Raw genomic sequence first — 23,616 nt, 5'->3', positions numbered from 1 at the left:
CCGTCGGCTACCCCGCCGGGTCGCTCTCGAGCCGGGGAGCACCCGGCCGTCGTCCTGCGCCCACCGGCGGACGCCCGGGCAGCGCCGGCGGCCGGGTCGTCACGCGACGGCCGGTCGGTGTGGTCCAGTCCGCTGTGCCGTCCGGATGGAGCAGATACGTCCAGCGGTCGCCGTGGCGCACGTGGTGGTGGGCGACGCAGAGGGAGGCGAGGTTGTCGGGAGTCGTCTCTCCCCCGTTCCGCCATTCGACGCTGTGGTCGGTCTCCGTCGAGGACGCCGGCCGGGTGCAGCCCGGGAAGCGGCACGTCTGGTCGCGGAGGCGGACCAGCAGCCTCATCCTCGGCGGCGGGAGGCGGTGGCGGCGCCCGACGGAGACGACCGCGCCGGTCTCCTCGTCGGTCAGCACGGGAGTGAAGGCGGCGGCGTCGTCGATGAGCGCTCGCACCGCCTCGGCGGGGATCGGCCCGTAGCCGTCGAGCTCGGCGGCCGCCTCGTCGTCACCCGCGGCGGTGCTCGCCGCCACGGTGACTCTCACCTCGGCGCGCAGCCCGGTCGAGGGCGCCGCGGCGCCCTCCGGAGTGGTCCCCGCCACGTCCCCGCGGCAGAGCAGGTCGGCCCACGCATCGGCGCGGAGCTGCGCCAGCGTCCGCAGATCGCGGTCCCCTCCGGCGCCGTCCCGCAGATCCCTCGCGATGCGGTCGAGTCGGGCGAGCGCTCCGACGGCCTCGGGCGCGGGGACGTGCGCGCACACCGTCGCCATGCCGTCGATCCCGGCTGTCATCCACACCCGGCGGTCCTCGCGGGCGCGAGCGTGCCGCTCGGCGAGGGGCTCGTCGTGCAGCTCCTCCCGCACCCGCGCGAGGGCGTGGCGCAGCTGCCCCGGGGTCAGCGTCTCCGCGAGGTCGACGGCCCGGTCGTCGTAGGCCGCGCGCGCCGCTGCCGGGAGGGTCGCCGCGACGGAGCAGACGAGCTGGCCGGCCTCCCAGCGCATCCTGGCGTCGGCGAGCGCGGACCGGGTCCGCGGCAGCTCCTCCATCAGGAGCGAGGCGTGCAGCAGCTCCCTGGCGGCGGTGCGCTCGGAGACCCCGAGGGCGACGGCGAACTCCGCTCGGATCGACCGTTCGACGAGGTCCGTCGCATCCTCGCTGTCCGCCGAGGAGCCTCGGGCGAACGCGTCGGGACAGGTCAGCGCCGCGCAGTGTCCCGCGTGCAGCGCCTCCGCCGCGGACAGGAGCACCGGGGAGGCGCTCCTCGCGAGCGCCGCCGCCCGGTCGCCGAGGGCGAGGACCTCTCCTCGCACGGTCTCCGCATCAGCCATGCCTCCAGCGAAGCAGCAGCTGACGAGCTGCGGAGCTCGAACGAGGCGTCCCCGGGAGAACAGCGTCCGACGACGACCTGTGGAGGACCGTCCGACCGGACCCGCGCGGACTCAGCGCTCGAGCCGGATCTCCACGATGCCCGGCCCGTCACCCGGCGAGGTCAGCGCCTGCTCCAGCTCGCCGCGCGTCGCCGCACGACGGTGGCCCCACCCGTAGGCGCGCGCGAGAGCCTCCAGATCGGCGCTCTGCGGGGTGAACTGCACGCGGTCGAACGCATCGGGATGCGAGCTCGACGCGACCTCGAGTCCGTCGAAGATCGTGCCGCCCCCGTCGTTCACGACGACGAGCTGCACGCGCGGGCGTCGCTCTCCGGGCGGGAGGAGGAGGCCGCCGGCCTCGTGGAGCAGAGTGAGATCGCCGAGGACCGCCCGGGTGACTCCGCCGGCTCCCTGCTCGGTCGCCTGCGAAGCCACCGCGATCCCGAGAGCCGTCGAGATCGTGCCGTCGATGCCGGCGAGGCCGCGGTTCGCCAGGACGGATATCCGCTTGCCAGGCAGGGTCCCGTCGGCGACGCGGATCAGCCGCGACGCTCCGAACAGCAGCCGGTCGTGCGGCCAGGTGACCTTCCAGACCGCGGCGACGACGAAGTCGCGGGTGAGCGGTGCCCTGATCGCGGCGAGGGCGTTGCGCGCGTAGCCGCGGCGGTCCTCGACCGACATCGACCCGGCGTCGGGGACCTCGTCCAGCTCGTCGGGGTCGACCGTCAGGGCGCGGCTCGCGGACACCCAGGATCCGGCCCAGGCGCGCTCGCCGCGCTCGGGACGCGGCGACCCCTCGGGTCGGACCACGTCGACGCCTCCGACGCGGCGGGCGCGCCGGCCGGGGTTGTAGAACTGCTCGCGCACGGCGTCCACGACGATGACCTCGACGTCCTCGCGCCGCAGCAGCTCGGGGACCTCGCGGGAGAGCGTCGGGTGTCCGAGCACGATCGCCCGGCGGATGCGTCCGCCGAAGTCGGGCTCGCCGAGCAGGCCCCGCCAGGCGACGACGAGCTGCGGTCCGAAGCGGGCGCCGGAGGAGACCTCGGCGAGCAGCGGCCAGTCGCCGGCGCGAGCGATCTCCTCGGCCGCGGCGCCCGCCTTGTCCCCGGCGATGACGACCGTGAGCGGCTCATCAGGGCCGGCGGTCACGACGGCACGCGGGATCCCGGATCCGACGGCGGGCGACGAGACCGGTTCGATCCGCTCGATGTCCGGCAGAGCGGAGGAGAGCGGATCGCGGAAGGAGAGGTTCAGGTGGACCGGCCCGCGGCGCGCCGCGGTGACGGCACGATCGGCGAGCGCCCGCGTGTCCTCGGGCAGGGAGGCGTCGTCCGGAGCAGCGACGTCCTCGAACAGCCGCGCGGCTCGCCCGTACAGCTCGCGCTGCTCGGCCGTCTGGTTCGAGCGGATGCCGCGCAGCTCGTCGGGCCGGTCGGCGGTCAGGACGATCATCGGCACGTCCGAGGCGTCCGCCTCGAGCACGGCCGGGTGCAGGTTCGCGGTCGCCGTGCCGGAGGTCGTGATGACGAGCGCCGGCATCCCGGATTCGAGGGCGAGGCCCAGCGCCAGGAACCCCGCGGAGCGCTCGTCGATCCGCACGTGCAGCCGGACGTCGCCGCGGGTCTCGAGCTCGGCCGCCACCAGGGCGAGCGCCTGCGAGCGGGAGCCCGGAGCGACGACGACGTCGCGGACGCCGAGCGCGACGAAGCGGGTGAGGAGGTCGACCGCGAATCGGGTGGAGGGGGCGACCGGCCGGTGCTCAGGCATCCCGGCGGCCGGGGCCGTCGGCCTCGCCCTGCTCGTCCATGTCGGCGAGGTCGCGCTCGAGCTGGGCGATGCGCTCGGCCTGCAGGCGTTCCTCCTCGGGGTCGCGCTCGGTGCGGAGGGTGCCGAGGAAGTCGGGGTCGTCGTCCGGAGCGGTGTAGCGGCGGCCGGCGGCGCGCTGCTTTCGGGGGCGGCCGATCCAGAACCACAGTCCCGCACCGATGACCGGGAGGATCAGCACCACCAGGAGCCAGGACCACTTCGGGATCGCCCGCACGGCGTGACGGTTGCTCATCGCGACGTCGATCACGGTGTAGACCGTGAAGACGGCGAGGGCCACGAGCAGGCCGATGACGAGGCGGATCATGGACACGAGTCTACGTCCGGCACCCCCGTCGGGAAGGGTCCGCACGGACGCTGGACAGGAGGCTCCCACGGTGCTCACGGAAGCGCGTGCAGGGGCCGACGTACACTGTCCCGGTGAAACTGAGCCGCGCGGTCGTCGTCTACTCGCTCCTGCGCCTGGCGATGTTCGCCGGCGTCTTCGTGCTGGTGTACCTGCCGGCGCGCACCTTCGTCGACTCGGAGCTGACGGCCGCGGTCACCGCGGGCTTCGTCGCCGCGATCGCGAGCCTGTCCCTCTCCTACATCCTGCTGAGGAAGCCCCGCGAGCGCATCGCGGAGGCGATCTACGAGCGCCGCAAGGATGTCCCGCGCGCCCCGACCGACGACGACGTCGAGGACGCCGCGGTCGACGCGACCCGCGACGACCGCTGAGCCGGGCGCTCCCGCCGGCGAGGGCTCCCCTCGGACGCACTGACCCCGCTCGCACCAGGCCCGGCACGCAACAGCAGTTCTCACCCGAATCCGGCCCACCCGAGCCCGCCTCGTGCGAGCCGCCGCTCTAGAACGCCAGCGCCGCCCCGAGGATGACCGCGTAGGCGAGCCCGCCCAGGCTGGTCAGCTGCAGCGCCAGGATGAGCTCCTTCGCCGTCTTCGCCGTCAGGGTGATCAGGATGGCCGGCAGGATCATCAGAAGCACGAAGAGCGTCAGCCATGCCAGCGGGTAGAACAGCGCGAGGATCACCGCGATGCCGAACGGGATCAGCACGAAGCCCGTGTAGATCGCCCGGGACACGGCCGGTCCCGCGAGGACCGCGAGGGTCCGCTTGCCCGAGAGGCGGTCGGTCGGGATGTCGCGGATGTTGTTGACCATGAGCACGGCGCAGGCGAACAGGCCCGCCGCCACGGCGCCGAGCCACGACTCCTGGTTGGTGCGGCCGATCTGCACGAACGTGGTGCCGACGGTGGCGACCAGGCCGAAGAACACGAAGACGAAGAGCTCGCCGAGCCCGAGGTAGCCGTAGGGGCGGCGTCCGCCGGTGTAGAACCAGCCGGCCGCGATCGCCGCCGCGCCGACGATCAGGAACCACCACTGCCCCGAGAGGGCGGTGAGCACGAGGCCGGCGACGGCCGCGATCCCGAAGAAGACCAGGGCGACGGTGAGCACCTGGCGGGGCTTCGCCGCTCCGGAGCCGGTCAGCCGCGAGGGTCCGACGCGGTTGGCGTCGGTGCCGCGCACGCCGTCGGAGTAGTCGTTGGCGTAGTTGACGGCGATCTGCAGGGCGAGCGAGACGGCCAGGCAGAGCAGGGCGCGCACCCAGTGCCAGCCCTCGTCGACGACCTGGGTCGCTCCGGTGCCGATGAGCACGGGGGCGACGGCCAGCGGGAGGGTGCGGAGGCGGGCGCCGGCGATCCACTCGCGGGGACCGGCGGGCTTCACGACGACCGCTCGCGGGCTGCCCCCGGGGCGGCCGCTGGAGGACTTCTTCTTGCGACTCGTACTCGACACGGAGGGAATCCTACCCACCGGCCCGTCGACGCTCGGAGCCGGTCAGGCCTGCTCGGCGAGCACCTCGAGGGCGCGGCGGTCGGGCTTCCCGGAGGCGAGGAGGGGGATGCGGCCGACGGGCAGCACGGCCGCGGGAGCGGCGGCGCGCCCGAGGCGGTCGGCGATCAGGGCGCGCAGGTCGGTGAGCGCGGGAGCCTCCTCCGCCGTCACGACGACCGGGACCTCGCCCCACTGCTCGTCCGCCCGCCGCACGACGACCGCGTCGGGGACGGTCCCCTCGCGCAGCACGGCCTCGACGGCGTCGAGCGACACCTTCTCCCCGCCCGACACGATCACGCGGTCGAGCCGACCGGTCACCCGGAGGCGCCCGTCGACGATCGACCCCGCGTCGCCCGTGCGGTACCAGCGCTCCCCGTCGAGCTCGAGGAAGGCGGAGGCGCTGCGCTCGTGGTCGATCGCGCCGTCGGCGTCGAGGTAGCCCTCCGCGAGGGTCGGCCCGCCGAGCAGCACCTGCCCGTCCTCGACGCGCATCCGCACGTCGTGGAGCGGGACGCCGTCATAGACGCAGCCGCCGGACGTCTCGCTCGATCCGTAGGTCAGGCGGATGCGCGCACCGAGGGCGGCGGCGCGGTCCCGCAACGGCTGCGGCGTCGCCTGGCCGCCGATCAGGAGCGCGTCGAACGAGCGGAGCGCCTCGGCCGCGGCCGGATCGCGCTCGGCGAGGTCCAGCAGCCGCGCGAGCTGCACGGGGACCAGCGAGGAGTACCGCCGCTCCCCCGCCGGCATCGTCCGAGCGAGAGCGAGGAAGGCCGCCGCGTCGAAGCCGCCGGCCGGGAGGACGACCGGGTCGGACTCCGCGGTCAGCGAGCGGACGAGCACCTGCAGTCCCGCGACGTAGTGCGTCGGCAGGCAGAGCAGCCAGCGTCCCGGCCCGCCGAGCTCGGCGAGGGTCGCGGAGGCGCTGGTGAGCAGGGCCGCTGTCGAGAGCGCGACCCGCTTGGGCGGCCCCGACGAGCCCGAGGTCTCGACGACGGCGGCGACGCGCTGCGGCACGACGGCATCCTCGGAGGCGGTCGCAGCGCCGGGGGCGGAGACGCGGATCGCCGGGCCGCTGCCGTCCAGGGCCGCGCGCAGAGCGAGGAGGACGGCCTCGACCGTCGCGTCGACACCGGCGAGCGGGCGGGTCACCTGCGTGCCCTCCGGCTCAGAACTGCCACGGGAACGGCGACCAGTCGGGCTCGCGCTTCTCGAGGAAGGAGTCGCGTCCCTCGACGGCCTCGTCGGTGCCGTAGGCGAGGCGCGTGGTCTCGCCCGCGAAGAGCTGCTGGCCCACGAGGCCGTCGTCCACGGCGTTGAACGCGTACTTCAGCATCCGGATGGCCGTGGGCGACTTGGTGAGGATCGTCTCGGCCCACTCCACCGCGGTCGTCTCGAGCTCGGCGTGCGGGACGACCGCGTTCACGGCGCCCATCTCGTAGGCGCGCTGCGCGGAGTACTCCCGCGCGAGGAAGAACACCTCGCGCGCGGCCTTCTGCCCGATCTGGCGGGCGAAGTACGCCGAGCCGTAGCCCGCGTCGAAGGAGCCGACGTCGGCGTCCGTCTGCTTGAAGCGCCCGTGCTCGGCGGAGGCGAGGGTGAGGTCGCAGACCACGTGCAGCGAGTGCCCGCCTCCCGCGGCCCAGCCGGGGACGGCCGCGATGACGACCTTCGGCATGAAGCGGATGAGGCGCTGCACCTCGAGGATGTGCAGGCGGCCGTTCCGCGCGGAGTCGATGCCCTCGGCGGTCTCGCCGTCGGAGTACCGGTAGCCGTCGCGGCCGCGGATCCGCTGGTCTCCCCCGGAGCAGAACGCCCAGCCTCCGTCGCGCGGGCTCGGGCCGTTGCCGGTGAGGATGACGACGCCGACGCGCGGGTTCGTCCGGGCGTCCTCGAGGGCGCGGAACAGCTCGTCGACCGTGCGCGGCCGGAACGCGTTGCGGACCTCGGGCCGGTCGAACGCGACCCGCGCGATGCGGCCGGAGCGGTCGTGGTGGTAGGTGATGTCCTCGAGTGCGTCGAAGCCGTCGACGGCCGCCCAGCGGTGCGCGTCGAACAGTTCGGAGACCTGCGTGCTCATGCCACGACCCTACTGATCCGGACTGCACGGCGACTCGACACCGCTCGGGCAGACGGAAGGGGACCCCGCTGACGCGGAGTCCCCTTCCCGGTGCTCGCCCCTACTTGGCGGCGGAGGTGGTGCGGTTCTCGGCCGACACCATCCAGGCGTACTGCTCGAGGCTCTGGATGATCGCGTGGAGGAGGTCCGCGCTGGTCGGGTCCTCCTCGTCCACCTGGTCGTGGACCTCGCGCATGGTGGCGGCGGTGTTCTCGAGGCGGATCGTGACCAGGTCGACGGTCTCGGCCGTGTCGATCTCGCCGTGCGGGTACTCGGGGAGGGTGGTGGTCGCGGCGACGGTGTCGCTGCGGCCGTCCGGGATCCCGTGGAGGGCGCGCATGCGCTCGGCGATGTCGTCGCTGAACTCGCGCGCGGCCTCGATGATCTCGTCGAGCTGCAGGTGGAGGTCGCGGAAGTTCTTGCCGACGACGTTCCAGTGGGCCTGCTTGCCCTGGACGTGGAGCTCGATCAGGTCGACGAGGACGATCTGGAGGCTGTCGAGCAGCTCCTTGGAGGCCTTGAAGCCCTTCTCGGCGTTCTGACGGCGGCTGGTCTTGGCACCGGAGCCCGCGGGGGCTTCGACGTGGCGTTCGAGGGTGGTGGTCATGGACCGTTCCTTTCTCTTGCAGTGCCGGGTGCGGTGTCCCGCCCCGAGTCTGGCTTCTTCGGCTGGACGGCGCCCGCACGCGCGGGGTGCGCGCGCTGGACGGGGCCCGTGGTTGCGGGGATCAGATCGTGGCGACGGATCCGGAGTCGACGCGGTAGTTCGAGCCGTTCACGAACGAGGCGCGGTCGGAGCAGAGGAAGGCGATCACGGCTGCGACCTCCTCGGCCTCGCCCCGGCGCTTCAGCTCCATGTACGGGCGCTCCTCGTCGAGGAAGGACGAGATCGCCTCGTCGACCGAGGTGCCCCGCTGCTCGGCGCGCTTGGACATCATCGCGTCGGTCATCGGAGTGCGGATGAACGCGGGCGAGACCGTGTTCACGAGCAGGCCCTCCTGCGCGTAGGAGCGCGAGAGGCCCTTGGCGAAGGCGAGGACGCCCGCCTTCGCGGCGCAGTAGGGCAGTTCGTCGTCGTAGGGCTGCACGGCGTCCTCGGAGGCGGTGAGCACGAGCCGGCCCCAGCCTCCGGTGCGGAGGTCGGGGAGGAACTCGCGCACGAGCCGCACAGGCCCGACCAGATCGACCTCGAGGGTGCTGGTCCAGCCCTCGTCGTCGATCTCGTGGAAGAGGCCCTGCGCCCCCGTGACTCCGGCGCACTGCACGAGGATGTCGATCGCGCCGACCGCTCCGGCCACGCGGCGATGCAGCTCGACGAGCTGCTCCGTGCTGGTGACGTCGGCGGCGAAGGCGTGCAGGCGGCCCTCCGGAGCGTCGAGCCCGGCCGCCGCCCGGTCCAGCTCCGCCTGGTCCTTGTCGGTGATCACGACGGTCGCGCCCTCGGCGAGGAGGAGCTGCGCCGTGGCCAGGCCGATGCCGGAGTCGCCTCCGGTGAGGAGGGCGGTGCGGCCGGTGATCCCGAGATCCATGCTGAGGTGCTCCTTGTGGGTGCGGTGCGAGGGGGTGGTACCGGTCTACGCCCCTCGGAGCCGGCCCTCAACGGGTTGCGCGGACGCCGTCGGCGGGGTTACGCGCGGCCGACCTTCTTCGGCGCCAGCTCCTCGATGGTGATGGCCGCGTTGATCAACGCGAGGTGGCTGAGCCCCTGCGGCAGGTTGCCCCAGAAGGCCAGGTCGTCGACCGCGATCATCTCGGACATGATCCCGACGTCGTTCGGGACCGTGGCGACGAGCTCGTCCATCAGGGCGACCGACTCGTCGTGCCGACCGACGCAGGCCAGGGCGGAGGCGAGCCAGAACGAGCAGGCCACGAACGGGTGCTCCTCGCCCTCCATGCCGGAGTAGCGGAACAGCAGCGCGCCGCGGCCCAGCTCCTTCACCAGGGCGTCGATGGTCGAGATCATCCGCTCGCCGCGCTCGTAGCCGCTGGGCGCGTGCAGGAGCACCGAGGCGTCCAGCTCCTCGCTGCCCGGGTACATCACGTAGGAGCCGAGCTCCTCGGACCAGCAGTGCTCCTCGATCCACTCCCGGATGCGGTCGCGCTCGAAGCGCCAGCGGTCGGGGCTGCCCGCGACCTGGCCGAGCTCCGCCAGGTGCACGGCCGCGTCGAGCGCCTGCCAGCAGCCCATCTTCGAGGAGGTGTAGTGCTGCTCCTCCTCCAGCTCCCACATGCCCGCATCGCGGTTCCGCCACAGGTCGCAGGTGGTGTCGGCGACGCGGGCGAGGAGCCGACCGGTCTGGATGTCGAGGACGTTGCCCTCGTCGACGTAGATGCGGCAGATGTCGAAGAGGTCGCCGAAGACGCCCAGCTGCAGCTGGCTCTGCGCTGCGTTGCCGGCGACGACCGGGCCGATGCCGGCGTAGCCCGGGACGTCGAACTCCTCGAGGACGGTCGGCATGGAGCCGTCGAGTCCGTAGAAGATGTGCAGGTCCGGCCCGTGCTCCTTGATCGTGCGGAGGAGCCAGGACAGCGCGGCGTGCGTCTCCTCGCGCAGGCCGAAGCGCACCAGCGCGTGCATCGTGTACGCGGCGTCGCGCACCCAGGCGAAGCGGTAGTCCCAGTTCTTGCCGCCGTTGGGCGACTCCGGGAGCGACGTGGTCGCGGCCGCGGCGATGGCTCCTGTGGGCGAGTAGATCAGCAGCTTGAGCGCGAGGGCGCTGCGCTGGACGGCCTCGGACCACGGGCCGTCGTAGGAGAACTCCTCCGACCAGTTCTGCCAGCTGCGGATGGTGCGGTCGATGCCGCGGTCGACGTTCTTCGCGACCGGGAAGTGCAGCGGCTCGTCATGCGTGGCCGACACGACCAGGACGTGCCGCACGGCGTCCTTCCCCGCGGTCACGACGAAGGAGCCCGTCAGCTCGTCGCCGGCGCCGGAGGGCGCGTCGTCGCCGTCGGGCCCGTGCTCCTGCCCGGTGACGCCGATGGTGATGTCTCCGGCGCGGATGAGCGAGCGGCCGTCGGCGTTCTGGATCCACGGGGAGAACCGGCCGAGTCCCGTTCCGGGACGCACGGCCCACCGCATCCGCACCTCGCCGTCGACACCGTCCACGCGGCGCGCGAGCTCGGCCCACGGGAGGCGGCCCGCGATCCCGGTGACGAGCGCGTCCGTCACGCGGACGGTCCCCGACTCGGTGGTGAAGGTGGTCTCGAGGACGTTCGTGTCGCGGATGTAGGCGCGCGAGACCTCGGCGGGCTCCTCGGGGGCGAGCTCGACGCAGCCGCCGGACTCGGCGTCGATCAGGGCGGCGAAGGCGGGGGTGGAGCCGAGGTCCGGGACGGGCATCCAGTCGACGCTGCCGTCCTTCGCGATCAGGGCGACCGTGCGACCGTCTCCGATCGCGGCGTAGTCGCGCAGGGGCCTGGTCGAGCGGGGTGCAGCCATCCCCTCACCGTAGGGCGCGGGCGGTGCACCGATTCGGGCTTGCGGGCGGACGGGCTTGCTTGTAGCGCCCGGTCAGGTCGTGGCGACTCCGCCGTACTCCTCGAGGCGGTCGGTGAACTCGCCGCGGTCCTCGTCCTGGAGGACCCCGTTCGCGTACCCCGCCAGGAACGCGCCCTGCGGGTCCGGCGAGAGGCCGACTCCGTCGAGCATGTCGGCGACCAGGCCGGTCGGATCGGCGTCGAGGTCGACGAGGCCCAGCTCGATCGCGGGCACGAGGTCGGCGGATGAGCGGGCGGTGACGATCCAGAGCGCGGCCGAGGCCTCCTCGTCCGAGAGGTCGCCGTCGAGCTCGTAGCCCGCCTCCGACCACTCCTCGGGGGTGTCGGCCACCTCGACGTCGTCGAAGCCGAGAGGCGAGAGCGCTGCGGTGAAACGGTCGACCGCCGCCTGCCTGTCGGCGTCGGTCGAGACGTCGGCGGCGGCGTACTCGGTCGCCGAGATGTAGTCGTAGAGGAGGGAGGGCCCGCCGTAGGCGTTCTGCGACTGCTCGTAGTACTCGTCGTCGGCCGAGGTCCACTCCTCGGGGACGGCGCCCTCGACGGCCGCGACGGCCTTCTCGGCACTCGCGCGCACGTCCTCCGCGGACGGCTGGCCGAGGATCGTCGCGGCGTCGCCGTCCTGGTAGCCGGGGTAGTCGTAGAGCGGATCGGACGGGTCCCCGCTGCCGAACGGGTCGTCCGTCGGGTCGCCGAACGGCTCGGACGGAGCGCTCGTCGACGCGCTGCCGGCGGCGGAGTCGAGCGCGCCGCCCACTCCGACGGCGACGAGCGTGCCGAGCACGCCGGTGTAGACGACGCCCACGAGGAGGCTCGTGCCCAGCGCGATCCAGGCGCCCCTGCCGAGCGGGCGGTGGGAGGGGACGGAGCCCTGCGTCGGGCCCGGGGCGGGCGCGGGCGGCGGGCTCATCGGCATCTGGCTCATCGCACTCCTCCGGACTCCAACGGCAGCCTCGTCAGTCTGGCACCTCGGCGGGCGCTCGGAGGAGGGACCCCGGGGGCTTGCGCGCGCGTCGCCGACCTCCTGCGCCCGGGTGGCCGCCGCGTCGCCCCGGCCGGTGGACAATGGCCGGATGGACGACGTCGTGCCCGCCTCCCCGCTCCCCTCCCTCGGCGAGATCGACGCGGGACTCCGCGTCGTCGCTCTGCCGCTGCGCACCCGCTTCCGCGGTGTGGACCACCGCGAGATCGCGCTCGTGCGCGGCCCCGAGGGCTGGACCGAGTTCTCGCCCTTCCTCGAGTACGGCGCAGAGGAGTCGGCGGCGTGGCTCCGGGCGGCGATCGACTACGGCTGGAGCGAGCAGCCGGCACCGCTGCGCGACCGCATCCCGGTGAACGCGACCATCCCGGCCGTCGCACCGCACGAGGTCGCCGCCGTGCTCGCGAGCTACCACGGCTGCCGCACGGCGAAGGTGAAGGTCGCCGAGCGCGGCCAGACGCTGGCCGACGACGTGGCCCGGGTCGTCGAGGTCCGCCGCCTGCTCGGTCCGGAGGGCCGGATCCGCGTGGACGCGAACGGCGGCTGGAACCTCGACGAGGCCGAGCACGCCGTCCACGCCCTCGCGGAGTCCGACCTCGAGTACGTCGAGCAGCCGTGCGCGAGCGTCGACGAGCTGGCGGAGCTGCGCTACCGGGTGAAGTACATGGGCATCCCGATCGCCGCCGACGAGAGCGTCCGCAAGGCCGCCGATCCACTCGCCGTCGCCCGGGCAAGAGCCGCGGACCTGCTGGTCGTGAAGGTCCAGCCGCTCGGGGGGACGCGCCGGGCGCTGGCCCTCGTCGCCGAGGCGGGGCTGCCGGCGGTGGTCTCGAGCGCGATCGACAGCTCGGTCGGACTCGCCATGGGCGCCGCCCTGGCAGCGGCGCTCCCCGAGCTGCCCTTCGACTGCGGACTCGGCACCGCGTCCCTCCTCGCCGCGGACGTCACGGAGCGGCCGCTGCGGCCGGTCGACGGCAGCATCCCCGTCGGCCGCGTGGAGGTCTCGGAGGAGCTCCTCTCCCGTCACGCCGTGTCGCCGGAGCGGCTCGCCTGGTGGCGGGCGCGGCTCCGCGACTCCTACGCGCTGCTCTGATCGTCGGCGGCGGGCGCCGCGTCCGAGGAGCGGCAGAATGGGAGCGTCGGCCGTCGGTGCCCGACGCATCCCCCACCCTCGAGCATCGGAGCACCGTGAGCGCATCGACCGTCCCCGTCCCCGTCTTCCTCGACTGCGACACCGGCATCGACGACTCGCTCGCCCTGGCGTACCTCCTCCGCTCGCCCCGGGCCCGCCTCGTCGGGATCAGCACGGTCAGCGGCAACACCGACGCCCGCCGGGCCGCGGTCAACAGCCTCGGCCTGCTGGCGCTGGCCGGCCGCGACGACGTGCCGGTCGCCGTGGGGGCGCACCACTTCCTCGAGGAGGACTACGCCGGCGGATCTCCGCACGTGCACGGCGACGACGGCATCGGCGGGGTCGCGCTGCCCGAGGGCGGCGAGCCGGTCGACGAGGATCCGGCCGACCTCCTCCTCCGTCTCGCCCGTGAGCACGAGGGCGAGCTGCGGCTGGTCGCGATCGGCCCGCTGACGAATCTCGCGATCGCCCTCCGTGCGCACCCGGAGATCGCGTCCCTCGTCCACTCGGTGACCGTGATGGGCGGAGCCGCGCTGGTCCCCGGCAACGTGACCGCCGTGGCGGAGGCCAACATCTGGCACGACCCTGCGGCCGCCGCCGAGGTCGTCGCGGCCGACTGGGATCTGACGCTCGTGCCCCTGGACGTGACCATGCGGCACCTGCTGACGGAGGAGGATCGCGCCGTCCTGCTCGCGTCGCCCGATCCCCTCGCGCAGGCCATCGGGCAGGCGCTCGACTTCTACTTCGACTTCTACGTCGGCCACTTCGGCGAGCGCACCGCTGCCATGCACGACCCCATGGCCGCCGCGATCGCCGTCGACGCCGTCGCCCTCACCTCCGCCCCGCGCGTCCACGTCACTGTCGACGTCACCCACGGCCCCGGCCGCGGCCAGACCGTCGCCGACCTCCGCGGCATCTACCGCGGCGTCCATCCCTCCGACGCCCGCACCCGCATCGTCCTCGCCCTCGACGCCCCTTTCGCCCCCCACCTCATCGCCGTCGTCACCGCCGTCTGACCCTTCCGCCGTCGCCCCCGGCGTCCACCATCGCCACTCGACAGGCACGGATCCGCCCGCAGCCCGTCCATGCCCCCTGTGCGCGACACGCCCGCTCCGCGCACTACTCGGCCAGCAGGCACCGCCCATGCGCGTCCATCTGCGGGAACTCAACCGACTCGCTCCACGTTCGCGCCATGGGATCTCGATACGCGCGCTGCTCGCTACTCGATCAGCATGACCCGTCGGCCGCCGTCCCCCCGGCCCTCCCGCGAAGCGGAGCCCACCCGGACCCGACCGCGAAGCGGAGCCCACCCGGACCCGACCGCGAAGCGGAGCCCACCCGGTACCCGATCGCGAAGCGAAGCCCGGCCAGACCCGACCGCGACGCTGAGGCCCCCGCGGCGACCGCGAAGCGGAGCCGTCCTCAAAGCGTGTCCTGGTGGGCGGTCGGCGGGGCCTGTGGTCGATCGCAAGGCGGAGGCGTCGGGCGTAGCGGGAGCTACGTACGTCGCCGACAACGCCGCGAGCGGCCCCGCCAGGCCCCGCCGACCCGATCGCAAGGCGGAGGGGTCGGGCGTAGCGGCGCTACGTTCGTCGCCGACAACGCCGCGAGGGAGCCCGCCAGGCCCCGCCGATCACATGCCGGTGTCGAGGCCGGAGTAGGCGTGGAGTCCCTTGAAGAACACATTGACGACGCCGAAGTTGAACATGACGGCGGCGAAGCCGACGATGGCGAGCCAGGCGGAGGGGGTGCCGCGCCAGCCGCGGGTGGCGCGGGCGTGGATGTAGCCGGCGTAGATGGTCCAGATGATGAAGGTCCAGACCTCCTTGGTGTCCCAGCCCCAGTAGCGGCCCCAGGCCTTCTCGGCCCAGACGGCGCCGGCGATGAGCGTGAAGGTCCAGAGGATGAAGCCGAGGATCGTGACGCGGTAGGCGAGGTTCTCGAGGGTGAGGGAGCTGGGCAGGGTGCGCAGGAAGCGGAGGACCGAGCGGGGGCTGTCGCCGGAGGATTCGCGGCGTGCCTGGAGGAGCTGGGTGACCGAGAGCGCGAAGCCGAGGGCGAAGAACGCGGTGCCGAGGATCGCGACGAGCACGTGGATGACCAGCCAGTAGGACTGGAGTGCCGGCGGGAGCGGGACGACGGCGACGTAGTAGTTGACGGTCGCGATGCCGAGGAGCACCAGGACGAGGCCGGTGATGAACGCTCCGAGGAAGCGGAGGTCCCAGCGCAGCTGGACGGCGAGGAAGACGCCGATGATGATGAGCGTCCCGGTCATCGAGAACTCGTACATGTTCGCCCAGGGGACGCGGCCGGCGGCGACGCCGCGGAGGACGGTCGCGGCGAGGTGCAGCACGAAGCCGAGGAGCGTGAGCGAGAACCCGATGCGCATGGTCTTCGAGCGGGCGGGGGCGCGGTAGACCTCGTCCTCGACGCGGCTGCCGATGCGGGAGAGCGTCGCGGTGCGTCCGGAGCCTGCGGCGGCGACGGTGGCCTTGCCGCTGGCCGCGCGGTCGGCGGCGGCCGCGGAGGCGACGCGCTCCGCCTCCTGCACGACCTCGATCGACTCGCCGTCGGCCAGGGAGGCGCGGCGGGCGAGGTCGATCGCGAAGAAGACGAACGCCATGGCGTAGATGCCCATGGCGGAGGAGAGGCACAGCACCGAGTACTGCGAGAGGGTCGCGATCACCTCCTCAGGGTAATCGCTCGCCGCCCCGCCCGCCCCTTCGCGCTTGCACAGACTCGGCCCCTGCCCAGCCGGGCGGCGCCTGTGGAGGGGCCTCCGGGGCGTCCGGGAGGCGGGTCAGTCGAGCGGGGCGTGCCGGTCGGCGATCGTCCGAACGGCGCGCACCAGCTGCGGGTCCTCGCCGCGGGCGAGTCCCGCGTACTCGAGGAGCAGGCCGCCGTCGTCCTGAGCGGTCGCCTTCACCCATACGCGGCGCCGCGGAACGAACAGCGAGGTGAGGAGTCCGGCGAGCACGAGGATCGCGAAGAGCAGCACCCAGCCCTGGGTCGCGTCGTGGTGGATGTCGAACGAGGCGAAGCGCTTGACGCTGTCGGTGCCGATCCGCGTCGGGTCGGCGCCCGTGTTGTCGAAGGTCACGCTGCCGAGCCCGTTCGGGAGCTCGGCCGTGTCGCCGGGCTTGAGAGTGATCGGCGCGACGCCGGTGGTGCCGCCGGTGAGCCGGGTCAGCGAGTCGGTGTTGAGCACGTAGACGGATGTGGGCACTCCCCCGTCGAGGCCGAGGTCGCCAGCGAAGACGTTCAGCGAGAGCACGGGGTACTGCAGGTCGGGGAAGATCGAGGTCGACGCCCCGGAGGCCAGCGTGTCCTGCGTCGGGTAGAAGAAGCCGGTGAGGCCCAGCTGCTCCGAGAGCCCGTCCGGCACCTTCACGACACCGACGGAGGTCAGGTTCGCGTCCTGCGGGAGGAACGGCACCGAGTCGGTGAAGATCGCCCGGCCCGAGGGGTCCCGGACCGTGATCGTCGGGGCGTAGCCGTTGCCGAGGAGGTAGACGTTCGTGCCGCCGATCGCCAGCGGGTCGTTGACCTTGATCGTGCGGTCCTCGGTGCGCCCGCCGCGCTCGGAGGTCGTGACGTTCGCGGTGAAGTCGACGGGCTGGCCGAGCGCCGACTGGTTCTGCTCCTCGTACTTCACGTCGAGGCTGTCGAGGGTCAGCTGGTACGGGTCGAGCTGGCTGCTGTCGAAGAAGCGACCGGGGTTGAAGGAGTCGTAGGCCGCGAGGTTGTTCGCGAACCCCTGGGAGCCCTCGACCAGCACGCGCTGCCCGCTGTAGCCGAATCCGCCGCCCACTCCGACGGCGACGAGGATGCCGACCAGGGCGGAGTGGAAGACCAGGTTGCCGGTCTCGCGGAGGTAGCCGCGCTCGGCCGAGACGCTCGACCAGCGGCCGCGCGGGTCGTCGTAGCGCTCGACGCGGTAGCCCGCCCGGCGCAGGACGGAGTGGGCGGAGGCGACGGCCTCCTCCTCCGTCGCGCCCTCGACCTCGCGGACGGTGTAGCCGGCGAGGCGCTGCAGGCGCACCGGGGTGCGCGGCGGCCGCGATCGCATCGCCTGGAAGTGGTGACGCGTGCGCGGGACGATGCAGCCGATCAGGGAGATGAACAGCAGCAGGTAGATGCTCGAGAACCAGGCGGAGGTGTAGGTGTCGAACGCCTGCACCCTGTCGAGCAGGGGCGCGAGGTCGGGGTTGTCGACGAAGTACTGGGTCACGCCGTTGGGGTCGGAGGAGCGCTGCGGCACGAGCGATCCGGGGACCGCCGCGATCGCCAGCAGCAGCAGCAGGAACAGCGCCGTGCGCATGCTGGTGAGCTGGCGCCACATCCAGCGGAGCCAGCCGGTGAACCCGAGCGCCGGCTGCGTGACGGTGCCGTCGGAGTCGTAGTGGTCGGCGGGGCGGAAGGAGGCGTCCGTCCTCCGCTGCGCGGCCTCGTCGGGGCGGCGCGTGCTCTCCTCGGGCTCAGATCGCCGGCTGGAAGCCATCGATCACCGCCGAGAGGGATCCGTAGACGAGGGTGTTCCAGATGCCCGTGACCATCAGGACTCCGATCAGGACGAGGGCGGCGCCGCCGAGGATGTTGACCACGCGGATGTGGCGCTTCACGAAGGCGAGCGTGCTGGTCACCCAGCTGAAGCCGAAGGCGACGAGGAGGAAGGGGATGCCGAGTCCGAGGCAGTAGACCAGGGCGAGGAGGGCGCCGCGCCAGGGCGAGCCCACGCCGTAGCTGAGGGCGAGGATCGAGCTCAGCGTCGGGCCGAGGCAGGGCGTCCAGCCGACGCCGAAGACGATGCCGAGCAGCGGCGCTCCGATCAGCCCGGTGGCGGGACGGATCCCGGGTCGGAGCGTGCGCTGGAGGAACGAGAACTGGCCGATGAAGACGAGCCCCATCGCGATCACGACGAGCCCGAGGACGCGGGTGATCAGGTCGGTGTACTGGCGCAGCCAGAAGCCGACCGTGCCCGCCGCCGCCCCGTAGAGGACGAACACCAGCGAGAATCCGAGCACGAAGAGGAGGACGCCCAGCACGACCCGGCGGCGTCCGCGGGCCGCCCGCTCGTCGGCGTCCGTGAATCCGCCGACGTAGGCGAGGTAGCCGGGCACCAGCGGGAGCACGCAGGGCGACGCGAAGGACACGAGCCCGGCCAGGAGCGCGATCGGCACGGCCAGCAGGAGCTGACCGCTGACGACGATGTCGCCCACGCCGCTACTCCCCCTCGGCGAGCGTGTCGCCCACGAGGGTCGAGAGGATCGACGCCTCCTGGAGCTGGCCGAGGATGCGCGACGCGACGCGCCCCTCCCTGTCGAGGACGAGCGTCGTGGGCACGGCGTTGGGCGGGACGGTGCCGGTGAAGGCGAGCTGCACTGACGAGTCCGTGTCGACGATGGAGGGGTAGCCGAGCCCGAAGGTCTCGGCGAAGGCGGCCGCGGTGGGGGCCTGATCGCGCACGTTGACGCCGACGAACGACACGCCCTTGTCGGCGAACTCCGTGTTCACCGTCTCGAGGTCAGCGGCCTCGGCGCGGCACGGGGCGCAGCTGGCGTACCAGAAGTTGACGACGACGACCTGCCCGGCGAGGTCGGCGGAGTCGATGGTGGCGCCGGTCTCGTCGGTGCCGGAGAAGACGATGGGGTCGTCCCGGTCGGCGGCGGCGATCTCGGTGACGGTGCCGTCCCCCGAGATGTAGCCCTTGTTGCTGCCGTTGCGGTACTGGTCGGCGAGCGGATCCTCGGAGCAGCCCGTCAGCGCGAGCGCGGCGGCCAGCGCGAGGACGCCCGCTGCGCGGAGCCGCCCCGTCCGGCGCATCAGACCGCTCCCACGTCGGTGGCCAGGCCCTGCAGGCCGGCGGCCGGGTCGGAGTAGCCGACCTCGACGAAGCCGTCCCCGCGCCGCTCGAGGGTCGTGATGCTCGAGAGCGCGCAGCGGCGCTTGCGCGGATCGTGGAAGAGGCGCTCGCCGGCGAGGGCGCGGTGGACCGTCCAGATGGGGAGCTGGTGGCTGACGATCGCGGCGTCGCCCTCCTCCGTGCTCTCCCACGCCGACTCGACCGCCGCGTACATCCGCGCCGAGATGGAGAGGTACGGCTCGCCCCAGCTGGGCTCGAAGGGGTTGCGGAGCCAGGGCCAGTGCTTGGGGTTCCGCAGGGCGGAGCTGCGCGCGGCGAGGGACTTCCCCTCGAAGCGGTTGCTCGGCTCGATCACCCGCTCATCGGTGCGGATCTCGAGCTCGAACGCCTGCGAGATGGGCTGCGCGGACTCCTGCGTGCGCTGGAGCGGCGAGGCGATCAGCGCCGTGACGTGGCGCCGGCGCTCGAGCAGGTCGTCGGCGGCGGAGCGGGCCATGCGGTGGCCCAGATCCGAGAGCCGGAAGTTCGGGAGTCGCCCGTAGAGGACCCGGTCGGGGTTGAACACCTCGCCGTGCCGCACGAGATGGATCTGATCGGCAACCACGAGCGTCAAGTGTACGGAACGCGGCGTGGGGGAACGCCGGGAAAAGGGTCGCCTGAGCCGGACCTGAGCGGAGCCTCAGCGCCGCGCCGAGACCGCCGCCGACAGCCGCCGCACGAGCGGTCCGGGCAGGTGCCGCACCACGGCCATCGGGACTCCGAAGCGCACCGACGGCACCGAGACGACGGAGCCGCGCGCGACGTCGCGGAGGAACTCCTCCACCACCGCGTCCGCATCGAGCCAGAGGAAGGAGGGGATGGAGGAGGTGTCCATCGCCGCCCGCTCGTGGAACTCGGTGCGCACCCAGCCCGGGCAGAGCGCGGCCGAGCGGACGCCGGTGCCCCGCAGCTCGACGGCCAGCGACTGCGCGAAGGCGGTCGCCCACGCCTTCACCGCGGAGTAGGGGCCGAGGTGCACGAAGCCCGCGACGCTCGACACCGTGAGGATCGCGCCGCGACCGCGGGCGGTCATCGCCTCGGCCGCCGCACCCGAGAGCACGGCGACCGAGCGCACCATCACCTCGAAGGCGTGGTCCTGAGCGGCGACGTCCGGCTCGGCGAAGGTCCCGTCGATCCCGAAGCCGGCGTTGTTGACGAGGACGCGGACGGGCCGGGCAGGATCGACGAGCCGCGCTCGCACCTGCTCGACCTGCTCGCGGTCGCCGAGGTCGGCGGGCAGGACCTCGACCGCCGCGGCGCCGAGGCCGCGCAGTCCGGCCGCCGCCTCCTGGAGGCGCTGCTCGCTGCGGGCGACGAGGACGAGGCTCCAGCCGCGGCGCGCGAACGCCCGGGCGAACGCGAGGCCGATGCCGGAGGACGCGCCGGTGATCAGTGCGGCGCTCATGCGCGCAGGAGGGCGGCGAGGCCGTCCTCGCTCACGACGGGGATCCCGTAGTCGCGGGCCTTCCTCGCCTTGCCGGACAGGGAGTCGGGATCGGCGGCGACGACCAGCTTGACCTTCTTCGTCACTCCGGGGTGGGCGATCAGCCCGCAGTCCTCGAGGACGGTCGTCCACTCCTGGCGGGTCCGGCGCATCTCCCCGGTCAGGACGACGAGGTCGCCCGGCTCGAGCGAGAAGCGGTCGACGACGGGCGCGGGCTGTTCGACGGCGTCCCGCGGCTCCGTGGCCGCGACGAGCCGCTCGTGATCGATGCCGAGCAGATCGGCGACAGTCGCGAGGTCCATCAGCTCGTCGTCGGCGAGGACGCCGTCCGACCAGGCGACCGCGGTCAGGTCGTCGAAGTAGCGGTCGTGGAGGACGCGCACGACCGCACGACCGATTCCGAGGTCGTCGGCCGCGGTGACCAGTTCGCGCTCCTCGTGCGCCGAGATGACGCGGTCCAGGAGGCAGCGGTCCAGGAGGGCGAGGTACTCGCCGTGCTCCACGGGTCCGGAGTGGTCGGGCATCCGCTGGACGACGCGCTCCAGGAAGGAGGCGGGAGCCACGGCGGTCGCGGGTCGGGGCGTCCACAGTGTGCGCCTCCGCGGAACAGGAGGCCAGCCGTAGGCGAGTGCCTCTCTCAGGTGATCGTCCCAGCGGTCGCGACCACCGGAGACGGCGATGTACTCCGCGAGCAGGCGGCCCGTGGCGGTCGCATCGACGACGGCTCGGTGAGCGTTCTCCAGCGGGATGTCGAACGCGGCGCAGCAGTCGGCGAGCGAGCGCCCCGCACCCGGCAGGAACTCGCGTGCGAGCTGCATCGTGCACAGCAGCATCTCGCTCGAGAGTGCCGTCTCGACGCCGAGTCGGGCCAGTTCCGCTGTCAGGAACCGCCGCTCGAAGCTCGCATTGTGGGCGACGACCACCCGGCCGTCGAGATGTGCCAGCAGATCGGCGGCGATCGCGGCGAAGGACGGTGCGTCCAGTATCTCGCGCGCCGAGATGCCGTGGATCCTCTGCGCGCCGAGATCGCGGTCCGGGTTCACGAGCGTCTCGAACGCCGCCTCGAAGCGCCCCTCCGCATCGAGATGGACGACAGCGACCTCGATGACGCGGTCGCCCCGCTCGGGACGGACCCCCGTCGTCTCGAAGTCGATGACCGCGAATCCCGGTCCCGCCATGGCACATCCCCCTCGGATCCTCTCGAGCCCGCGCGCTCGCTCCGCGATGCTAGCCCGACGCCGGAGCACGCAGGGGGACCGACTGGACCCCCTTTCGTGCCGCGCCGGAGGCCGCGGGCCGGCGCGTGCTCCTGCTCCGCGCCGCCCGGCGGCCCCCGAGTAGACTCCCCTACCGTGACCGACGAGACCCGCCTCCCCCGAACCACTGTCAAGAAGCTCGCCGCGCTCGAGGACGGACCCGTCCGCGTGTCCGGCTGGGTCGAGACCGTGCGCGACCAGAAGAAGGTGCAGTTCGTCGTCCTGCGCGACGAGTCGGGTGCCGTGCAGCTGGTGAACCCGGCCGTGCGCGAGGCCGTCGAGGGCGACGACGCGTCGGCTGCGCGCCTCGCAATCACCGAGGAGATCTCCGGCCTCGCCCAGGGCTCCTTCATCACCGTCACCGGTGCGCTCAAGCACGACGAGCGCGTGAAGCTCGGCGGCATCGAGGTCAAGCTCGAGACGCTCGAGGTCGTCGCCGCGTCGATCCCGGAGGCGCCGATCGCGCCCGACTCCGGCATCGACAAGCGCATGGACTGGCGCTTCCTCGACCTGCGCCGTCCCGAGCAGAACCTCATCGCCCGTGTGCAGACCACGTTCGAGCACGCGCTGCGCACGTACTGGATCGAGCACGACTTCATCGAGATCCACACCCCGAAGCTCATGGCGAGCGCCTCGGAGTCGCGGGCCGAGCTCTTCGAGGTCGAGTACTTCGAGACGAAGGCCTACCTGGCGCAGAGCCCCCAGTTCTTCAAGCAGATGGCGCAGCCCGCCGGCTTCGGCAAGGTCTTCGAGGTCGGCCCCGCCTTCCGCGCCGACCCCAGCTTCACCTCGCGTCACGCGACCGAGTTCACGAGCGTCGACGCCGAGGTCTCCTGGATCGACTCGCACGAGGACGTCATGGAGCTGCACGAGCAGCTGATGGTCGCCGGCCTCACCGCCGTCGTCGAGAAGCACGGCGCCGAGGTCAAGGCGCTCTTCGACATCGACCTGACCGTCCCGACCACGCCGTTCCCGCGCATCCCGCTCGCCGAGGCCAAGCGCCTCGTCGCCGAGCGCGGCTACGAGGTGCCCCGCGCCGACGACGACATGGACCCCGAGGGCGAGCGCCGCATCGCGGCCTACGTGCAGGAGGAGTTCGGGCACGACTTCGTGTTCCTCACCGACTACGCGTCGAGCATCCGGCCGTTCTACCACATGCGCCGCGAGGGCGACGGGACGATCACCAACAGCTACGACCTCATCTACAACGGCGTCGAGATCTCGACCGGAGCCCAGCGCGAGCACCGCGTCGACGTCCTCGTCGAGCAGGCCCGCGAGAAGGGCCTGGACCCGGAGGAGCTCGAGTTCTACCTCGACTTCTTCCGCTACGGCGTCCCGCCGCACGGCGGCTTCGGCATGGGCCTCTCGCGCGTGATCATGCTGATGCTGAACCAGGCGAACCTCCGCGAGGTCACCTACCTGTTCCGCGGCCCGACCCGCCTGCTGCCCTAGGCGCGCACCACGGTCGAGGGAACCCCGGACCATCGAGACCGCCGCGGACGGCGGGTCCCCTCGACGGGCCGGGGTTCCCTCGCGCCAGCGGCTAGGGAGCCGGCAGCACCACGAGGTCGAGGTAGTCGGCCAGGCACGCCACCATGTCCACCGCGTCGCGCTCGAGCAGCCACTGCAGCTGCACGCCGTCCCAGAGCGCGATGATCGACGCCGCCACCCGCTCCGGATCGGACCCCTCGCGGAGGCGCCCGGCGGCCTGGAGCTCGCGCAGCTCGGCCGTGTACTCGCTGCGGAGCCGGCGGAACCGCGCGGCGAAGAAGTCGCGCCCTGGGTGCTCCTGCGTAGTCGACTCGCCGCAGAGCACGGCGTACAGCTCGATCACTCCGGGCGCCGTCTCGTTGTAGCGGGTCTGCCGCAGGATGCCGGCGACCAGCCCCTCCTCCGGGTCCGGCGGCGAGGAACCGTCGCCCGTGATCAGGTCGCGGTGCTCGAGGACCGCGAAGAGCAGGTCGGTCTTCGACGGGAAGTAGTGCAAGAGGCTCGTCTGGCTGAGCCCGACGCGGTCGGCGACCTCCTGGAGGGAGCCGCGGGCGTAGCCCCGCGCGGCGAAGACCTGGTGCGCGGCCTCGATGATGGCTCGCCGGCGCTCGGCCGACTTCGCGTACGGGCCGCGTCGCCTCGTCGCCTCCGCCATCGACCCCTCCTCAGCACTGGAGGCGCCTCGCCGTGCCCCTCGAACGGCCAGCGTAGCGGCGGCGGAGGAGCAGTGCCTCCAATTTCGAGTACCTACTCGAATTCGTGGTAGCGTCCCGATCATCGCCG

22 protein-coding genes are annotated in these 23,616 nt (G+C 72.7%); 4 read left to right on the top strand and 18 right to left on the bottom strand.

Annotation, left to right across the window (positions count from 1 at the left end; genetic code table 11):
- Positions 1-7: 7 nt before the first annotated feature.
- The 3 genes from C5B93_RS10110 to C5B93_RS10100 form a co-directional block, all read right to left on the bottom strand.
- Positions 8-1,318, bottom strand: coding sequence for an HNH endonuclease signature motif containing protein (locus C5B93_RS10110; RefSeq protein ID WP_104292404.1), 1,311 nt, complete (start codon positions 1,316-1,318; stop codon positions 8-10).
- 111 nt (positions 1,319-1,429) lie between these two features.
- The gene (gene menD, locus C5B93_RS10105; RefSeq protein WP_104292403.1) at positions 1,430-3,127 is read right to left on the bottom strand and encodes a 2-succinyl-5-enolpyruvyl-6-hydroxy-3-cyclohexene-1-carboxylic-acid synthase; all 1,698 of its coding nucleotides are present in this window, start codon (positions 3,125-3,127) and stop codon (positions 1,430-1,432) included.
- Positions 3,120-3,491, bottom strand: coding sequence for a PLD nuclease N-terminal domain-containing protein (locus C5B93_RS10100; protein WP_104225908.1), 372 nt, complete (start codon positions 3,489-3,491; stop codon positions 3,120-3,122). The genes menD and C5B93_RS10100 overlap by 8 nt, the downstream gene beginning before the upstream one ends.
- A 113-nt stretch (positions 3,492-3,604) precedes the next feature.
- On the opposite strand from C5B93_RS10100, the gene C5B93_RS10095 reads away from it, so the two are divergent.
- Positions 3,605-3,901, top strand: a complete 297-nt coding sequence (locus tag C5B93_RS10095) for a DUF4229 domain-containing protein (RefSeq protein ID WP_104239140.1) — start codon at positions 3,605-3,607, stop codon at positions 3,899-3,901.
- A 127-nt stretch (positions 3,902-4,028) separates the two neighbouring features.
- Here C5B93_RS10095 and C5B93_RS10090 read toward each other — a convergent pair whose 3' ends face one another.
- From C5B93_RS10090 to C5B93_RS10060, 7 genes are all read right to left on the bottom strand, one after another.
- Positions 4,029-4,976, bottom strand: a complete 948-nt coding sequence (locus C5B93_RS10090) for a 1,4-dihydroxy-2-naphthoate polyprenyltransferase (RefSeq protein ID WP_374953116.1) — start codon at positions 4,974-4,976, stop codon at positions 4,029-4,031.
- A 42-nt stretch (positions 4,977-5,018) separates the two neighbouring features.
- A complete protein-coding gene (locus C5B93_RS10085) occupies positions 5,019-6,164 on the bottom strand; it encodes an AMP-binding protein (RefSeq protein WP_104292402.1) in 1,146 nt (381 codons plus the stop codon).
- 16 nt (positions 6,165-6,180) lie between these two features.
- A complete protein-coding gene (locus C5B93_RS10080; RefSeq protein ID WP_104249778.1) occupies positions 6,181-7,092 on the bottom strand; it encodes a 1,4-dihydroxy-2-naphthoyl-CoA synthase in 912 nt (303 codons plus the stop codon).
- 100 nt (positions 7,093-7,192) lie between these two features.
- Positions 7,193-7,738, bottom strand: coding sequence for a Dps family protein (locus C5B93_RS10075; protein ID WP_104223596.1), 546 nt, complete (start codon positions 7,736-7,738; stop codon positions 7,193-7,195).
- Between the two features lie 121 nt (positions 7,739-7,859).
- Positions 7,860-8,660 (bottom strand): SDR family NAD(P)-dependent oxidoreductase, encoded by an 801-nt coding sequence (locus tag C5B93_RS10070; protein ID WP_104292401.1) that lies wholly within the window; start codon positions 8,658-8,660, stop codon positions 7,860-7,862.
- A 98-nt stretch (positions 8,661-8,758) separates the two neighbouring features.
- Positions 8,759-10,573, bottom strand: coding sequence for a glycoside hydrolase family 15 protein (locus tag C5B93_RS10065; RefSeq protein WP_104233419.1), 1,815 nt, complete (start codon positions 10,571-10,573; stop codon positions 8,759-8,761).
- A 72-nt stretch (positions 10,574-10,645) separates the two neighbouring features.
- Positions 10,646-11,554: a hypothetical protein gene (locus tag C5B93_RS10060; protein WP_104233420.1), complete on the bottom strand. Its 909-nt coding sequence runs from the start codon at positions 11,552-11,554 to the stop codon at positions 10,646-10,648.
- A gap of 148 nt (positions 11,555-11,702) precedes the next feature.
- Here C5B93_RS10060 and C5B93_RS10055 point away from each other — a divergent pair, with 148 nt between their 5' ends.
- Together C5B93_RS10055 and C5B93_RS10050 are read left to right on the top strand one after the other, a co-directional pair.
- On the top strand, positions 11,703-12,701 hold the full coding sequence (locus C5B93_RS10055) for an o-succinylbenzoate synthase (protein ID WP_104233421.1): 999 nt from the start codon (positions 11,703-11,705) through the stop codon (positions 12,699-12,701).
- Between the two features lie 95 nt (positions 12,702-12,796).
- Positions 12,797-13,756 (top strand): nucleoside hydrolase, encoded by a 960-nt coding sequence (locus C5B93_RS10050; protein ID WP_104292427.1) that lies wholly within the window; start codon positions 12,797-12,799, stop codon positions 13,754-13,756.
- Between the two features lie 617 nt (positions 13,757-14,373).
- Here the strand turns inward: C5B93_RS10050 and ccsB are convergent.
- From ccsB to C5B93_RS10015, 7 genes are all read right to left on the bottom strand, one after another.
- Positions 14,374-15,378: a c-type cytochrome biogenesis protein CcsB gene (ccsB, locus tag C5B93_RS10045; RefSeq protein WP_104249832.1), complete on the bottom strand. Its 1,005-nt coding sequence runs from the start codon at positions 15,376-15,378 to the stop codon at positions 14,374-14,376.
- A gap of 162 nt (positions 15,379-15,540) precedes the next feature.
- Positions 15,541-17,241, bottom strand: coding sequence for a cytochrome c biogenesis protein ResB (locus tag C5B93_RS10040; RefSeq protein WP_104292400.1), 1,701 nt, complete (start codon positions 17,239-17,241; stop codon positions 15,541-15,543).
- Positions 17,219-17,959, bottom strand: a complete 741-nt coding sequence (locus C5B93_RS10035) for a cytochrome c biogenesis CcdA family protein (protein ID WP_244230512.1) — start codon at positions 17,957-17,959, stop codon at positions 17,219-17,221. Before C5B93_RS10035 ends, C5B93_RS10040 begins: the two co-directional genes overlap by 23 nt.
- A gap of 4 nt (positions 17,960-17,963) precedes the next feature.
- Positions 17,964-18,563: a TlpA disulfide reductase family protein gene (locus C5B93_RS10030; protein WP_104249773.1), complete on the bottom strand. Its 600-nt coding sequence runs from the start codon at positions 18,561-18,563 to the stop codon at positions 17,964-17,966.
- Positions 18,563-19,207: a histidine phosphatase family protein gene (locus tag C5B93_RS10025; protein ID WP_104266731.1), complete on the bottom strand. Its 645-nt coding sequence runs from the start codon at positions 19,205-19,207 to the stop codon at positions 18,563-18,565. The genes C5B93_RS10030 and C5B93_RS10025 overlap by 1 nt, the downstream gene beginning before the upstream one ends.
- A 75-nt stretch (positions 19,208-19,282) precedes the next feature.
- The gene (locus C5B93_RS10020) at positions 19,283-20,047 is read right to left on the bottom strand and encodes an SDR family oxidoreductase (RefSeq protein ID WP_104292399.1); all 765 of its coding nucleotides are present in this window, start codon (positions 20,045-20,047) and stop codon (positions 19,283-19,285) included.
- Positions 20,044-21,264, bottom strand: a complete 1,221-nt coding sequence (locus C5B93_RS10015; protein WP_104233425.1) for an exonuclease domain-containing protein — start codon at positions 21,262-21,264, stop codon at positions 20,044-20,046. The genes C5B93_RS10020 and C5B93_RS10015 overlap by 4 nt, the downstream gene beginning before the upstream one ends.
- A 174-nt stretch (positions 21,265-21,438) precedes the next feature.
- Between C5B93_RS10015 and aspS the strand changes: the two genes are divergently transcribed.
- On the top strand, positions 21,439-22,794 hold the full coding sequence (gene aspS / locus C5B93_RS10010; protein ID WP_258068196.1) for an aspartate--tRNA(Asn) ligase: 1,356 nt from the start codon (positions 21,439-21,441) through the stop codon (positions 22,792-22,794).
- Positions 22,795-22,885: 91 nt separating this feature from the next.
- Here the strand turns inward: aspS and C5B93_RS10005 are convergent, their stop codons facing one another.
- Positions 22,886-23,488, bottom strand: coding sequence for a TetR/AcrR family transcriptional regulator (locus tag C5B93_RS10005; RefSeq protein WP_244230513.1), 603 nt, complete (start codon positions 23,486-23,488; stop codon positions 22,886-22,888).
- Positions 23,489-23,616: the final 128 nt, after the last annotated feature.

It is taken from the genome of Rathayibacter sp. AY1A2, assembly GCF_002930935.1.
Classification (GTDB): Bacteria; Actinomycetota; Actinomycetes; order Actinomycetales; family Microbacteriaceae; genus Rathayibacter.
This window is presented reverse-complemented; position numbering and strand designations above follow the sequence as displayed.